The sequence below is a fragment of the Nonomuraea sp. NPDC051298 genome, assembly GCF_055586305.1.
Map to the genome: position 1 here is coordinate 12,720 of NZ_JBVJIM010000001.1, position 14,987 is coordinate 27,706.

11 protein-coding genes are annotated in these 14,987 nt (G+C 72.8%); 7 read left to right on the forward strand and 4 right to left on the reverse strand.

The annotated features are described in order from the left end of the window. Nucleotides 1-155: 155 nt before the first annotated feature. The gene (locus tag ACZ6S0_RS00065; protein WP_465912232.1) at nucleotides 156-770 is read left to right on the forward strand and encodes a hypothetical protein; all 615 of its coding nucleotides are present in this window, start codon (nucleotides 156-158) and stop codon (nucleotides 768-770) included. Nucleotides 771-833: 63 nt separating this feature from the next. Here ACZ6S0_RS00065 and ACZ6S0_RS00070 read toward each other — a convergent pair whose 3' ends face one another. Further along, complete coding sequence (locus tag ACZ6S0_RS00070) at nucleotides 834-2,873, reverse strand: bifunctional aldolase/short-chain dehydrogenase (protein ID WP_465912233.1); 2,040 nt, start codon at nucleotides 2,871-2,873, stop codon at nucleotides 834-836. 6 nt (nucleotides 2,874-2,879) lie between these two features. After that, nucleotides 2,880-4,037, reverse strand: coding sequence for an L-rhamnose isomerase (gene rhaI / locus ACZ6S0_RS00075; protein ID WP_465912235.1), 1,158 nt, complete (start codon nucleotides 4,035-4,037; stop codon nucleotides 2,880-2,882). 320 nt (nucleotides 4,038-4,357) lie between these two features. Between rhaI and ACZ6S0_RS00080 the strand changes: the two genes are divergently transcribed. The 6 genes from ACZ6S0_RS00080 to ACZ6S0_RS00105 all read left to right on the forward strand — a co-directional run bounded on the left by ACZ6S0_RS00080 (nucleotide 4,358) and on the right by ACZ6S0_RS00105 (nucleotide 12,587). Next, nucleotides 4,358-5,359 (forward strand): LacI family DNA-binding transcriptional regulator, encoded by a 1,002-nt coding sequence (locus ACZ6S0_RS00080; RefSeq protein ID WP_465912237.1) that lies wholly within the window; start codon nucleotides 4,358-4,360, stop codon nucleotides 5,357-5,359. Beyond that, the gene (locus ACZ6S0_RS00085) at nucleotides 5,356-6,780 is read left to right on the forward strand and encodes a rhamnulokinase (protein WP_465912239.1); all 1,425 of its coding nucleotides are present in this window, start codon (nucleotides 5,356-5,358) and stop codon (nucleotides 6,778-6,780) included. Before ACZ6S0_RS00080 ends, ACZ6S0_RS00085 begins: the two co-directional genes overlap by 4 nt. A gap of 88 nt (nucleotides 6,781-6,868) precedes the next feature. Next, complete coding sequence (fdh, locus tag ACZ6S0_RS00090) at nucleotides 6,869-10,096, forward strand: formate dehydrogenase (RefSeq protein WP_465912241.1); 3,228 nt, start codon at nucleotides 6,869-6,871, stop codon at nucleotides 10,094-10,096. A 3-nt stretch (nucleotides 10,097-10,099) separates the two neighbouring features. Further along, nucleotides 10,100-10,918: a 4Fe-4S dicluster domain-containing protein gene (locus ACZ6S0_RS00095; protein WP_465912243.1), complete on the forward strand. Its 819-nt coding sequence runs from the start codon at nucleotides 10,100-10,102 to the stop codon at nucleotides 10,916-10,918. Then, nucleotides 10,915-11,916 (forward strand): NrfD/PsrC family molybdoenzyme membrane anchor subunit, encoded by a 1,002-nt coding sequence (gene nrfD / locus ACZ6S0_RS00100; protein WP_465912244.1) that lies wholly within the window; start codon nucleotides 10,915-10,917, stop codon nucleotides 11,914-11,916. Before ACZ6S0_RS00095 ends, nrfD begins: the two co-directional genes overlap by 4 nt. A gap of 134 nt (nucleotides 11,917-12,050) precedes the next feature. Further along, the gene (locus ACZ6S0_RS00105; RefSeq protein WP_344875561.1) at nucleotides 12,051-12,587 is read left to right on the forward strand and encodes an NUDIX hydrolase family protein; all 537 of its coding nucleotides are present in this window, start codon (nucleotides 12,051-12,053) and stop codon (nucleotides 12,585-12,587) included. A 45-nt stretch (nucleotides 12,588-12,632) separates the two neighbouring features. Here the strand turns inward: ACZ6S0_RS00105 and ACZ6S0_RS00110 are convergent, their stop codons facing one another. Both ACZ6S0_RS00110 and ACZ6S0_RS00115 read right to left on the reverse strand, forming a co-directional pair. Then, a complete protein-coding gene (locus ACZ6S0_RS00110) occupies nucleotides 12,633-13,151 on the reverse strand; it encodes a peptidoglycan recognition protein family protein (RefSeq protein WP_465912247.1) in 519 nt (172 codons plus the stop codon). Between the two features lie 136 nt (nucleotides 13,152-13,287). Further along, a complete protein-coding gene (locus tag ACZ6S0_RS00115) occupies nucleotides 13,288-14,934 on the reverse strand; it encodes an arylsulfatase (protein WP_465912250.1) in 1,647 nt (548 codons plus the stop codon). Between the last annotated feature and the right edge of the window lie 53 nt (nucleotides 14,935-14,987).

The window sequence follows — 14,987 nt, forward strand, 5'->3', positions numbered from 1 at the left end:
CTCCTGCATGATTATGCATCACAGCTCATGACCTTACTGGTGAAGATGATGCACTCTAGAGGATGAACATGCAAGCTGGGGCGGGTCCGAGGACCGCATCGTGAGACTTGTCACCCGCGGGCGAGAACCGGGAGGCGGGCGGCAGGATGGAGGCCATGACCCAGTTCTTGTCCGAAAACCCGGCCGTCACACGTGGAAACGGGCCCGGGCCGTGGGGACGGGTGCTCCTCGCGCTGCTGTGGGCGGGCCTGTGCGTGGTGCCGGCCGTGTCGGCGCTCGGGGAGTTGGGCCTGGTCGCGGACGGGTCCGGCACGCCGGGGACGTTACGCGTCGTCTCGTGCGAGGACCTGGGACACGAGGACCTCGGACCCGAGGGCGCCGGACTGGAAGGCGCCAGACTGGATGCCGCCGGACCGGAGGGCGTCGGCACCGAGGCGCGCAGCCGGTACGACTGCCGGGGCTGGTTCACGTCCGACTCGGGGGAGGCCGTGGTGGAGGTGCCCGCCCCGCCCGGCACCGAGGTGGGCGAGGTGCTGCGGGCCCGGCTCACGCCCGAGGGCGACCGGGCCGTGCCCGCGGGCGCGAAGGCGGTGCTGGCGGCGCTGACGCTGCCCGCGACGGGGCTGGCGGGGCTGGGGTTCCTGCCGTACGTGGTCATGCACTGGCTGGGGGTGCGCAGGGGGCGCCGGGCCGCCGTGACCGGAGGGGTCCTGATCACGGCGGCCGGCGCCGCCCTCGCGGTGGCCGGCCTCGTGGCCGCCCACGCCTGAGCCCGCGGCTCCGGCTCACCGCGGGCGGGGCTCACCGCGGGAGGGACTGCGGCTCCGAGTCGCTCACCGCAGGAAGGCGGCGGCCACGCCCGCGTCCACCGGGATGTGCAGGCCGGTGGTGTGGGTCAGGTCGCTGCCGGCGAGGGCGAAGACGGCCGCGGCCACGTGCTCGGGCAGCACCTCGCGCTTGAGCAGGGTCCGCTGGGCGTAGAACTCGCCGAGCCGCTCCTCCTCGACCCCGTACACGGCGGCGCGGTTGGCGCCCCAGCCGGAGGCGAAGATGCCCGACCCGCGGACGACGCCGTCGGGGTTGACGCCGTTGACCCGGATGCCGTGGCCGCCCAGCTCGGCCGCCAGCAGGCGGACCTGGTGGGCCTGGTCGGCCTTGGCCGCGCCGTAGGCGACGTTGTTCGGGCCGGCGAAGACGGCGTTCTTGGAGGAGATGTAGACGATGTCGCCGCCCATCCCCTGCCCGATCATGACCTTGGCCGTCTCGCGCGAGACCAGGAACGAGCCGCGCGCCATGACGTCGTGCTGCAGGTCCCAGTCGGCCAGGGTGGTCTCCAGGAGCGAGCGCGACAGCGACAGCCCGGCGTTGTTGACGACCAGGTCGACGCCGCCGAACGCCAGGACGCCCGCGCGTACGGCCGCCGCGATCTGCTCCTCCGACGTGACGTCCACCCCGATCGCCACCGCGACGTCCGAGCCCCGGTACGCGCCCGCGCCCAGCTCGGCGGCCACCTTCTCGGCCGCCCCCAGGTCGCGGTCGGCCACGATCACGCACGCGCCCTCGGCGGCCAGCCGGCGGGCGGTGGCCGCGCCGATGCCCGAGCCGCCGCCGGTCACCAGCGCGATCCTGGTGGCCAGGGGCTTGGGCTTGGGCAGGCGGCGGAGCTTGGCCTCCTCCAGCTCCCAGTACTCGATGCGGAACTTCTCCGACTCGGGAATGGGCGCGTAGGAGGAGACGGACTCGGCTCCGCGCATGACGTTGACGGCGTTGACGTAGAACTCGCCCGCGACCCTCGCCGTCTGCTTGTCCTTGCCGAAGGAGAACATGCCGACCCCCGGCACCAGCACGATCGCCGGGTCCGCGCCGCGCATGGGCGGCGAGTCGGGGGCGGCGTGCCGGTCGTAGTAGGCGGTGTAGTCCTCGCGGTAGGCGGCGTGCAGCTCGCGCAGCCGTTCGGCGGCCTGCTCCAGGGGCGCGTCCGGCGGCAGGTCCAGCACCAGCGGCGCGACCTTCGTCCGCAGGAAGTGGTCGGGGCAGGACGTGCCGAGCGCCGCCAGCCTCGGGTGCTCGGAGCGCGCGACGAAGTCGAGCACCTCGGCGGTGTCGGTGTAGTGGCCGACCACGCGCACGTCGGTGGAGGCCAGGCCGCGCACGATCGGGAACAGCGCGGCGGCGCGCTCGTGGCGCTCGGCCTCCGGCAGCGTCTCGTAGATCACCGAGCCGAACGGGTCGGGGCGGCCGTGCTCGGCCAGGTACGCCTCCGCGGTGCGGATGATCTCCAGCGAGCGCTCCTCGCACTCCTCGGACGTCGCGCCCCACGCGGTGATGCCGTGGCCGCCCAGGACGCAGCCGATGGCCTGCGGGTTGGCCTCCTTGATGGCGGCGATGTCCAGGCCGAGCTGGAAGCCCGGCCGCCGCCACGGCACCCACACGACCCGGTCGCCGAAGACGCGCCTGGTCAGCTCCTCGCCGTCGGCGGCGGTGGCCAGCGCGATGCCGGCGTCGGGGTGCAGGTGGTCGACGTGCGCCGCCTCGACCAGGCCGTGCATGGCGGTGTCGATGGACGGCGCGGCACCGCCCTTGCCGTGCAGGCAGTAGTCGAACGCGGCGACCATCTCGTCCTCGCGCTCGACGCCGGGGTAGACGCGGGTCAGGGCGCGCAGCCGGTCGAGTCGCAGGACGGCCAGCCCCTGCTCCTTCAGCGTGCCCAGGTCACCGCCCGAGCCCTTGACCCAGACCAGCTCCACCTCCTCGCCGGTGACCGGGTCGGGGGCGGCGCCCTTGGCCGAGGTGTTGCCCCCGGCGAAGTTGGTGTTGCGCGGGTCGGCCCCCAGGCGGTGGGAGCGGTCGAGCAGTTCGTTGATGACGTTCATGATCGGTCAGGCCCCCCAGCCGGCCTGCTCGCCGCCGACACGCTCGGCGGCGATCTTCTCGAAGTATCCGGAACCGGCGTAGGCGGCCATCGGGTCGGGCGCGAGGCCCAGCTCCTGCCGCAGCTCGGCGAGAAGCGGCCGCACGTCGGTGTTGTAGGCGTCCATGAACACGGCGTTCGCGCCCAGCACGTCGCCCTCGGCCTGCGCGGCGGCCAGCGCCTCGCGGTCGACCAGCAGCGCCTTGGCGGTGGCCTCCTGGACGTTCATGACCGAGCGGATCTGGCCCGGGATCTTGGGCTCGATGTTGTGGCACTGGTCGAGCATGAACGCCACCCCGGCCTCGGCCTCCAGGCCGCCGCCGCGCACGACCTCGTACATGATGCGGAAGAGCTGGAACGGGTCGGCCGCGCCCACCATGAGGTCGTCGTCGGCGTAGAAGCGGGAGTTGAAGTCGAAGCCGCCGAGCTTGCCCTCCCGCAGCAGGAAGGCGACGATGAACTCGATGTTGGTGCCCGGCGCGTGGTGGCCGGTGTCGACGACCACCTGGGCCTTGGGGCCGAGCTTGACGCAGTGGGCGTAGGCGGTGCCCCAGTCGGGCACGTCGGTGGCGTAGAAGGCGGGCTCGAACAGCTTGTACTCCAGCAGGAAGCGCTGGCCCTCGCCGAGCCGCTCGTAGACCTCGGCGAGCGAGTCGGCCAGGCGGTCCTGGCGGGCGCGCAGGTCGTCCTGGCCCGGGTAGTTGATGCCGTCGGAGAACCACAGCTTGAGGGTGTCGGAGCCGGTGGCGTCCATGATGTCGACGCATTCGAGCAGGTGGTCGGTGGCCTTGCGGCGGACCCTGGCGGCGGGGTGGGTGACGCTGCCCAGCATGTAGTCGTCGTCCTGGAAGACGTTGGAGTTGATCGCGCCGATGCGTACGCCCAGGTCGCGGGCGTGCCGGGCCAGGTCGGCGTAGTCGGCGACCTTGTCCCACGGGATGTGCAGGGCGACCGTGGGGGCGATGCCGGTGTGGGCGTGCACCTGGGCGGCGTCGGCCAGCTTCTCGTACGGGTCGCGCGGCACGCCCTTCTGCGCGAACACCTTGAACCGGGTGCCGCTGTTGCCGTAGGCCCAGGAGGGCGTCTCGATGTGCTGCGCCCGCAGCGCGGCCTTGATGTCAGTCATTGCTCCCCGATCAATCCAGGTGGAACACGTCGGGTCAGTGGTCGTGGGGGCCGCTGCACCGACACTCCCTTCAAAACGTTTTAATCTTCGTGCAGGAAACTACGATTCCAGGTCCTCGCTGTCAATGCATCACCGGCCCCGCTCCTGGCCCGAGATCGGATCGGCGGATGACACGTTTTAATGCCCTTGGTTGGAGTTAGAACGTTTTAAGATCTTGCGGCGCACCACCCCTCAACCGCCGAGCCGGTGCGGCGCGAATGCCCACCCCTGGCGGTCACGCGACTGGCGCGCGGGGGGTTTGTACGTTTTAATTGCCCTCCATGGCCATGGTCAGCATCAAGGAGGTCGCCGCGCACGCCGGCGTCTCCCCGGGCACGGTCTCCAACGTACTGAACCGGCCCGGCAAAGTCGCCCCCGCGACCCGGCGGCGGGTGGAGGCGGCCATCGACGAGCTGGGCTTCGTCCGGCACGGCTCGGCGTCCACGCTGCGCGCCGGGCACAGCAGGACGATCGGCCTCAGCGTGATCGACATCGGCAACCCGTTCTTCACCGAGGTCGCCGCCGGGGTGGAGGACATGGCCAGCGAGCTGGGCTACGCGGTGATCCTGGGCAACTCGGCCGGCTCGGCCGGCAAGGAGGACCGCAACCTGCGGGTGCTGTCGGAGCACCGGGTGCGCGGCGTGCTGATCACGCCCTCCGGAGAAGACCCGGCCCGCCTCGACCGGCTGCGCGAGCACGGCATCAGCGTGGTGCTGGTCGACCATCCCGCCCATCGGCCCGACCAGTGCGCGGTGGCCGTGGACGACGTCGCGGGCGGCCGGGCGGCGGTGGCGCACCTGCTGGCGAAAGGGGCGCGCAGCATCGCCTACGTGACCGGCCCGCTGACGATCAGGCAGTGCGTCGAGCGCCGCGCGGGCGCCAAGGTCGCGATGCGGGCCGCCGGGCTCGACCCCGCCGGCCTGCGGGTGGCCGAGGTCGAGACGATGACGGCCCGCGCGGGCGAGCAGGCCGCCACCGAGCTGATCGCGGCCGGCCTGCCGGAGGCCGTCTTCTGCGCCAACGACCTGCTCGCGCTGGGCGTGCTGCGCGCGCTGCTGCGCGCCGGCGTACGCGTGCCTGAGGACGTGGCGCTGATGGGCTACGACGACATCGACTTCGCCGCCGCCTCGGCCGTGTCGCTCAGCTCGATGCGGCAGCCCACCTACCAGCTCGGGCGGATCGCCACCGAGCTGCTGCTGGACGAGTGCGACAACCCGGAGACGCACGCGCACCAGCACATCATGTTCCAGCCGGAGCTCGTCGCCAGGGAGTCCACGCAATGAGCCGCCGTTTCGCCGCCGTCGACCTGGGGGCCTCCAGCGGCCGGGTGATGCTGGCCGACCTGTCGGGCGGTCTGTCGGGCGGGCTGAGCCTGACCGAGGCGCACCGCTTCCCCAACGGCCCCGTACGCGTGGCCGGCCGCCTCCACTGGGACATCCTCGGGCTCTACCGCGAGATCCTGGCCGGGCTGCGGCAGGCGGGTCCGGTCTCCTCGATCGGCGTCGACTCCTGGGCCGTCGACTACGCGCTGCTGGACGCGTCGGGCGCGATGCTGGGCAACCCGGTGCACTACCGCGACGACCGCACCCACGGCGTGGCCGAGCGGGTCGCCGCCGAGGTGGGCGCGGAGACCCTGTACGACGTGTCCGGCCTGCAGGTGCTGCCGTTCAACACGATCTACCAGCTCCTCGCCGACCGGCTCGACGGGGCGGCCACCATGCTGCTGGTCCCCGACCTGATCGGCTACTGGCTGACCGGCGAGACGGGCGCGGAGGAGACCAACGCCTCCACGACGGGGCTGCTCGACGTGCGCACCCGGTCGTGGGCGACGCCGCTGATCGAGCGGCTCGGGCTGCCCGCCGGGATCTTCCCGCCGCTGCGGCGGCCCGGCGACGAGCTGGGCGGCCTGCGCCCCGACGTGGCCGCCGAGCTGGGCTGGTCGGCGCCGGTCAGGGCGGTGGGCTCGCACGACACGGCCTCGGCGGTGGCCGCCGTGCCGGCCCGCGGCCCCGCCTTCGCCTACGTCTCGTGCGGCACCTGGTCGCTGGCCGGGGTCGAGCTGCCCGGCCCGGTGCTGACGCCCGAGAGCCGGGCCGCGAACTTCACCAACGAGGCCGGCATCGACGGCACCGTCCGCTACCTGCGCAACGTGATGGGCCTGTGGCTGCTGCAGGAGTGCCTGCGCGCCTGGCCGGGCTCCGACCTGGGCGAGCTGCTCGCCGCGGCGGCCGGCGAGCGGCCGTTCGCCGCCGTGGTCGACCCCGACCAGCCCCTCTTCCTGCCGCCCGGCGACATGCCGGCCAGGATCGCCGCCGAGTGCCGCCGCACCGGGCAGGCTCCGCCCTCCTCGCCCGCCGCGTACGTGCGGTGCGTGCTGGAGAGCCTGGCGCTCGGGCACCGGCTGGCCGTGCGCCAGGCGATGGAGCTGTCGGGCCGCGACGTCGAGGTGGTCCACCTGGTGGGCGGCGGGTCGCGGAACGAACTGCTGTGCCAGTTCACGGCCGACGCCTGCGGGCTGCCGGTCGTGGCCGGGCCCGCTGAGGCGACCGCGATCGGCAACGTGCTGGTGCAGGCGCGGGCGGCCGGGCTGGTCTCCGGCCTGGAGGAGCTGCGGGCGCTGGTCGCCTCCTCCCAGCCGCTGCGCCGCTACGAGCCGTCCGGCGACCGGGCCGGTTGGGACGAGGCGGCCGCCCGGCTGTTCTGACCCGCCCGCCTTCCCGGGTGTCCTGACCTGCCGGTTTTCCACCGTCCTGTCCAGGGCAGGACTGGGGCCGGGGGCATCGGGGGGTGTCATGGAGTTCTCGTGGCCGCTGCTGCGGCAGCTCACCGGCGACGACCGTACGGCGCGGGGGCCGGCGGCGCGGTCGGCCAGGACCGGGGCGTGGCGGGCGCGTACGGCCACGGCCGACCGGGTGGTCAAGTCGGTGTGCCCGTTCTGCGCGGTGGGCTGCGCCCAGAACGTGTACGTACGAGAGGAGAAGGTCGTCCAGATCGAGGGCGACCCCGACTCCCCCATCAGCCGCGGCCGGCTGTGCCCGAAGGGCGCGGCCAGCCTCCAGCTCACCACCGGCTTCTCCCGGCAGCGCCGGGCGCTCTACCGCCCGCCGGGCGCGGCCGACTGGCAGCGGATCGACCTCGCCACCGCGATGGACATGATCGCCGACCGGATCATCGCGACCCGGCGCGAGACCTGGCAGTGGGAGCAGGACGGCCTGCGTACCGCGCGGACGATGGGCATCGCCAGCCTCGGCGGCGCGACGCTGGACAACGAGGAGAACTACCTCATCAAGAAGCTGCTGACGGCGCTGGGCGTGGTGCAGATCGAGAACCAGGCCCGCGTGTGCCACAGCTCGACCGTGGTGGGGCTGGGCACCTCGTTCGGGCGGGGCGGGGCCACCACGTTCATGCAGGACCTGCAGCACTCCGACTGCATCGTCATCCAGGGCTCGAACTTCGCCGAGGCGCACCCGGTGGGCTTCCAGTGGGTGATGGAGGCCAAGGCGCGCGGCGCGGTGATCATCCACGTGGACCCGCGCTTCACCCGGACGAGCGCGCCCGCCGACCTGCACGTGCCCATCCGTGCCGGCTCCGACGTGGCCTTCCTCGGCGCGATCATCAACCACGTGCTGGAGAACGAGCTGTACTTCCACGAGTACGTGCTCAACTACACCAACGCGGCCACCATCCTGCGGGAGGACTACCGCGACACCGAGGACCTCGACGGCGTCTTCTCCGGCTTCGACCCCGAGAGCCGCACGTACGACCCCGGCTCCTGGCAGTACGAGGGCATGACCACGGTCGCCGCCTCCGGCGAGCGGAACGCGGAGTACGAGCGGCACCTGGGGAAGGTCCCGCCGGGCCGCGGCGAGGTGCAGGGTGGCACCGGCGTGCCGCTCGTCGGGCATCCGCAGCGCGACGAGACGCTGCGGCACCCGCGCTGCGTCCTGCAGGTGCTGCGCCGCCACTTCGCCCGCTACACGCCGGAGACGGTGGAGCGGGTGTGCGGGGTGCCGCGACGCCTGTTCGAGGAGGTGTGCCGCCACCTCACGGAGAACTCGGGGCCGGAGAAGACCTCCGAGTTCGTCTACGCGGTCGGCTGGACGCAGCACAGCGACGGCTCGCAGTTCATCCGGGCGGCGAGCATCCTGCAGTTGCTGCTGGGCAACATCGGCCGCCCGGGAGGCGGCATCCAGGCGCTGCGCGGGCACGCCAGCATCCAGGGCTCCAGCGACGTGCCGACGCTGTTCAACCTGCTGCCCGGCTACATCCCGATGCCGCACGCCCACGAGAACGAAAGGCTGCGCGACTTCCTGTCGGCCGACGCGCCGCACAAGGGCTGCTGGGCGAACATGCCCGCCTACCTGGTCAGCCTGCTCAAGGCGTGGTGGGGCGAGTCTGCGCAGCCGGACAACGACTACCGCTTCGGCTGGCTGCCCCGCCTGACGGGCTCGCACAGCACGTACGACACGGTGCTGGCCCAGCTCGACGGCGTCTGCAAGGGCTACCTGCTGCTCGGCGAGAACCCGGCGGTCGGCTCGGCCAACGCCAGGATGCAGCGCCTGGGCATGGCCCGGCTCGACTGGCTGGTGGTGCGCGACCTCAACCTGATCGAGAGCGCCACCTGGTGGAAGGACGGCCCGGAGATCGAGACGGGCGAGCTGAGCACGGCCGACATCGGCACCGAGGTGTTCTTCCTGCCCGCGGCCTGCCACACCGAGAAGAGCGGCAGCTTCACCAACACCAACCGGCTGCTCCAGTGGCACCACCAAGCCGTCGAACCCGAGGACGACGCCCGCAGCGACCTGTGGTTCATGTACCACCTGGGCCGGATCATCCGCGGGAAGCTGGCCGGGTCGCAGGACCCGATGGACGCGCCCGTGCTCGACCTCACGTGGGACTACCCGGTCGGGGGCGGGCTGGCCGAGCCGTCCGCGGAGGCGGTGCTGGCCGAGATCAACGGCTGGGACGGCGAGGGCCGTCCGCTGCCGGGCTACCACGCGCTCAAGGACGACGGCTCCACCGCCTGCGGCTGCTGGATCTACTCCGGCGTGTACGCCGACGGCGTCAACCAGGCCGCCCGCCGCAGACCGGCCGCCGAGCAGGACTGGATCGCCGCCGAGTGGGCGTGGGCCTGGCCGGCCAACCGGCGCATCCTCTACAACCGGGCCTCGGCCAGGCCCGACGGCACCCCGTGGAGCGAACGCAAGCGGCTGGTCTGGTGGGACGCCGAGGCGGAGCGGTGGACCGGCCACGACGTGCCCGACTTCGAGGCGGGCAAGAGCCCCGGCTACCGTCCGCCGCCGGACGCGCAGGGGAGCGAGGCGCTGTCGGGCATCGACCCGTTCATCATGCAGGCCGACGGGAAGGGCTGGCTGTTCGCGCCCGCGGGGGTGGTGGACGGGCCGCTGCCCACGCACTACGAGCCGCAGGACTCGCCGGTGGCCAACCCGCTGTACGGACGCCAGCGCAACCCGGCGCGCAAGGTCTACCCGCACGAGGACAACCGCTACCAGCCGAGCGGGGACGAGCCGGGGGCGTCGGTCTATCCCTACGTGGTGACGACCTACCGGCTGACCGAGCACTTCACGGCGGGCGGCATGAGCCGGTTCACGCCGTACCTGGCCGAGTTGCAGCCGGAGATGTTCTGCGAGGTCTCGCCGGCGCTGGCGGCCGAGCGGGGGCTCGTCCACGGAGAGTGGGCCACGATCGTCACCGCGCGCAACGCCATCGAGGCGCGGGTCATGGTCACCGACCGCATCCCGTCGCTGCACCTGGACGGGCGGGTGGTGCACCAGATCGGGCTGCCGTTCCACTTCGGCCCGAACGGGCTGGCCAAGGGCGACGCGGCCAACGAGCTGGCGGCGATCTCGCTGGACCCCAACGCGCACATCCAGGAGGTCAAGGCCCTGTCCGCGGACATCCGGCCGGGCCGGCGACCGCGCGGCCCCGCGCTGCCGGAGCTGGTCAGGTCCTATCAGCGGCGCGCAGGGGTGGACGCCGGCACCGGAACGGAGGCGTGAGCCGTGGCTTTCGACCTGGACGAGCGGCTCGGCGAGGGCAGGGTGGGCTTCTTCACCGACACCAGCATCTGCATCGGCTGCAAGGCGTGCGAGGTGGCGTGCAAGGAGTGGAACCAGGTCCCCGAGGACGGGCTGAACTTCACCGGCATGTCCTACGACAACACGGTCGGGCTGGGCGCCGACACCTGGCGGCACGTGGCGTTCGTCGAGCAGCGGCGGCCGCTCGGCCACCAGGAGCCCGGGGTCGGCGACATGGACTTCCGCTGGCTGATGGCCTCCGACGTGTGCAAGCACTGCACGCACGCGGCCTGCCTGGACGTCTGCCCGACCGGTTCGCTGTTCCGCACCGAGTACGGCACGGTCGTGGTGCAGCAGGACATCTGCAACGGCTGCGGCTACTGCGTGCCCGCCTGCCCGTTCGGGGTGATCGGCAAGCGTGAGAGCAGCGGCACGGCCGCCAAGTGCACGATGTGCTACGACCGCCTGGGCGCCGGGCAGGAGCCGGCCTGCGCCAAGACCTGCCCGACCGACTCCATCCAGTTCGGCGACCTGGACGAGCTGCGCGAGCGCGCCGAGCGCCGCCTGGCGCAGGTGCGGGAGGCGGGGCTGACCTCCGCCCGCCTGTACGGCCACGACCCCGGCGACGGCGTGGGCGACACGGGCGCGTTCTTCCTGCTGCTGGACGAGCCGGAGGTGTACGGCCTGCCGCCGGATCCGGTGGTGACCACCAGGGACCTGCCGTCGATGTGGCGGCACGTGGGGGTCGCGGCGCTCGCCCTGCTCGCGGGGCTGACCGCGACGGCCTGGAGGAGGCGGGGATGAGCCAGACCGACGTGCGGATGGACGGCTCGGCGGAGCTGCGAGCCGAGCGCGAGGCCACGCCCGGCTCGGCGGGCCGCAGGCGCGAGCGGCTGCAGGCGCCGAAGGCGGACTTCGACTCCTACTACGGGCGGCCGGTGCTGAACGCGCCGACGTGGCAGGCGCCGGACATCGCCGGCTACCTGTTCCTGGGCGGCCTGGCCGGGGCGTCGTCCACGCTGGCCGCCGCCGCCGACCTCACCGGGCGGCCCCGCCTGGCCAGGGCGGCCAAGGTCGGGGCGGTGTGCGCGCTGGGCGGCTCGCTCTACGCGCTCATCCACGACCTGGGCCGGCCCGAGTGCTTCCTCAACATGCTGCGGGTGTTCAAGGTGACCTCGCCGATGAGCGTGGGCACGTGGATCCTCAGCGCGTACGGGCCGCAGGCCGGGTGCGCGGCGGCCGCCGCCGTCACCGGGAGGTTCCCCGGGCTCGGCCGCGCCGCCACCGTGGGGGCCGGGATCGCCGGGCCGGCGGTGGCGACGTACACGGCGGCGCTGATCTGCGACACCGCGGTGCCGTCCTGGCACGAGGGGTTCCGCGAGATGCCGTTCCTGTTCGCCGGGTCGGCCGCGGCGGCGGCGGGCGGGCTCGGCCTGCTGGCGGCGCCGCTGTCGGAGGCGGCCCCGGCGCGGCGGGCGGCGCTGCTGGGCGCGGCGGTGGAGTGCGTGGCCGCCCAGCGGATGGAGCGGCGGCTCGGGCCGCTGGCCGAGCCGCTCAAGCGCAGCGGACTGCTGCGGGCGGGCGAGGTGCTGTCGCTGGCCGGGGCGCTGGCGGGGGCGACCCTGGGGCGGCGCAGCAGGATCGCGGCCGTGGCGGCGGGGGCGGCCCTGCTGGCGGGGTCGGCGTGCACCAGGTTCGGGATCTTCCTGGCCGGGATGGAGTCGGCCCGTGATCCCCGGTACACCGTTCAGCCGCAACGCAGGCGGCTGGCCAAGGAGAGAGCGGAAAGCGACCTCACATGAAGCGAAAAGTCACTGAATATCTGCCGTTCTTCGGCATCGTGTTGCTCACCTGCGCGGCCGCCTGGCTCGCGGGCCGGATCTCATCTGACGGGAGTACCGTACGCCGGTGACCCGCCGGGCCGTACGATCAGCGCATGACCGAAAAGACCGAAACGACGCCGGCGTGGCTCGCACCGGAAGAACTGGAGTCGGTGCGCGGCCGGATGCCGATCCTCTACGTCGACGCCGTGCCGGTGCGGGTCGACGAGACCGGTGTGGTCACCCACGTCGGCCTGCTGTTGCGCATCCTGTCGGACGGTACGGTCAGCCGCGCGCTGGTCTCGGGCCGGGTGCTGCACCACGAACGGATCCGCGACGCGCTCCTGCGCCACCTGGAGAAGGACCTCGGCCCCGTGGCGCTGCCCCACATCCCCGCCGCGCCGCAGCCCTTCACCGTGGCCGAGTACTTTCCCACGGCCGGGGTCACCCCCTACCACGACCCGCGCCAGCACGCCGTCTCGCTGGCCTACGTCGTGCCCGTCGCGGGCGACTGCCGGCCCCGGCAGGACGCGCTCGACCTGGTGTGGTTCACCCCCGAGGAGGCGGCCTCGCCGCTGGTCCAGCAGGACATGGCGGGCGGGCAGGGTGTCCTGCTGAAGCAGGCGCTGGCCCACGTCGGCCGCCTCCCCTGACCTCCGGCTCGTCGCGCGGGCCCCGCCGCGGCGCGGCGGCGGGGGTCAGGGGCGTTCGGCGCCGTCGCGTACCCAGCGGTAGAGCGGGTCTCCCGGGCACGAGGTGGCGTAGCCGTCGCGGTGCCCCTTGACCTCCCGGCCCGCCTCGCCGTGCTCGCGCAGGTATTCGATGGCGTCGACCAGGGCGTTGAGCAGGTCGTCGTTCGGCTCGGTCAATCCCGAGCTGCCGACCAGCGCCAGCACCGCGTAGTGGCCGGAGTTGAGGCCCGCGCCGTTGGCGGCCGGGAGGGCGTGCGGGCCCCGGCCCATGAACGTGCTCCTGTGGGGGCAGCACACCATGTTGTAGCCCAGGTCGATGTACCGCTCGCCGCGGCCCCCCGCCATGTGCATGCGCTGGATGTCCTGGACGAGGCCGACGCAGCGGTCATGGTTGCCCGCCTCGGCCAGGTCGGCGGGCACCGTCCCGCCGGTGTAGTGGATCTTGACTCCTCTGGTCGACGACAGGCGGGTGTAGACGCTGGTCGGCTTCTTCGCGTGCCAGTCCGCCCGGGTGATCAGGTTCATGCGGCCCCTCCTCGTAGGCATGTCCTGACTAACACCCTGTCAACTTTTGGTAGCGGTGTCATCACTCTTCGTCATCAGAGTGGGGTTCCGCGCGGGTGACGGCCCTCTCAGGGGCCGCCGCCCGCGTCTCGGACGCTCAGCCGGTGGACTCCAGGAGGGCCGGGGGCGACGCGGCGCCGGTGTGCACCCTTCTGAAGACGTGCGACCGGCCGTTCGCCTGGAAGTCGGCCCGAGCGGTGACCTTCCCCGCCGACGGCACGGGGAAGCCGACCGAGACGGCCGCGCCCGGGTCGACGAGCGCCACCGTCTGCGCCCGCGAGCGCTTGCGCCCGTCGAGGCCGAGCCGTACCTGACGCCAGGCCACGCTGGAGCCGTTGTGCAGGGTGACCACGACCTGGTCGCCGGTCACCTCGGTCCGCAGCCCGTACGGGATGCGCGGGTCGGGCCCGATCGAGCTGTCGAGCAGGTCCTGCAGCTCCTGGGTCAGATCGGGCCTGTCACCGGCCAGGTCACGCTCCTCCCCGGGGTCGGCGGTGAGGTCGTACAGCTCGACGCGCCCCTCGGGCCCGGCCCCCTCGATCTTCGGGGCGAACCTGACCACCTTCCACCGGCCCCGGCGGATGGCCTGGGCCTTGCGCGGCCGGTTCCAGATCAGGTGGGTGTGCTTGGGCGCGTCATCGCCGGTGAGCAGCCCCCTGAACGACAGCCCGTCGATCTGCGCGGGCACCGGCACCCCGGCCAGGTCCGCGAACGTGGGCAGCACGTCCCAGAACGCCACCGGCTGCCGCTCCACCCGCGGGCGCAGCGAGGGCGACCAGGCGATCAGAGGGACGCGGATGCCGCCCTCGTACACGTCGCGCTTGTCGGCCCGGTAGGGGCCGTTGGAGTCGAAGAGCCAGGGCGTCACGCCCCGCTCCCGGTGCGGGCCGTTGTCGCCGGTGAACAGCACGATGGTGTCCTTGGCCAGGCCCGCGTCGCGCAGCGCCCGCACGAGCGCCGCGACGTCGGTGTCGAGCCTGCTCACCTGGGCGGCGTGGCGGGCGTTCGGACCGCTCCACGGCTGGTCCGCGTACTGGCCGGCGCCGCCGGGGATCACGCTGGGCGAGTGCGGCAGGATGGTGGCGTAGTAGAGCAGGAACGGCTTGTCGTCGTCGGCCTTGATGAACTCGATCGCCCGGTGGCGGAACAGGTCGGGCGCGTACTTGCTGCCGTCGAGCCGCACCGTCTTCCTGTTGTGCCAGAGGTACTTGGGGTAGTACTGGTGCGCGTGCTTGTGGCCGATGTAGCCGAAGAACTCGTCGAAGCCGCGCTCGTTCGGGTGCGAGACCTGGTCGGGCTCCTCGGGGCCGAAGCCCCACTTGCCGATGCACGCCGTCCGGTAGCCGGACATCCGCAGTAACTCGCCGAAGGTCAGGTCGTCTCCGGTGAGCGCGAGCTGCGGCCCGCCCTCGGGGTTCTCGCGTACGGTGCCGTGCCCCGCGTGCAGCCCGGTGAGCAGCGCGCAGCGCGAGGGCGCGCACAGCGGCGCACCCGAGTACGCGGTCTTGAACTGCACCCCTTCGGCCGCCAGCTTGTCCAGGTTCGGGGTTTTGATCATGCGCTGACCGTTGCTGCCGATCTCCCCCCATCCCAGGTCGTCGGCCAGGATGAGCAGGATGTTCGGCCGCGAGGGCAGGCTGCCCCGGCGAGCGGTGGCCTCGGCGCCCGCGGGTGTCACCGCGGGCAGGGCGAGGCCGGCGAGGGCGCCGGCGAATAACGCTCGGCGCGAGGGCCCGTTGATCACGATGGGCAACCTATCGGAGCCGAAAGCGAATCGCGGGCAAATCGCGTGCGAAC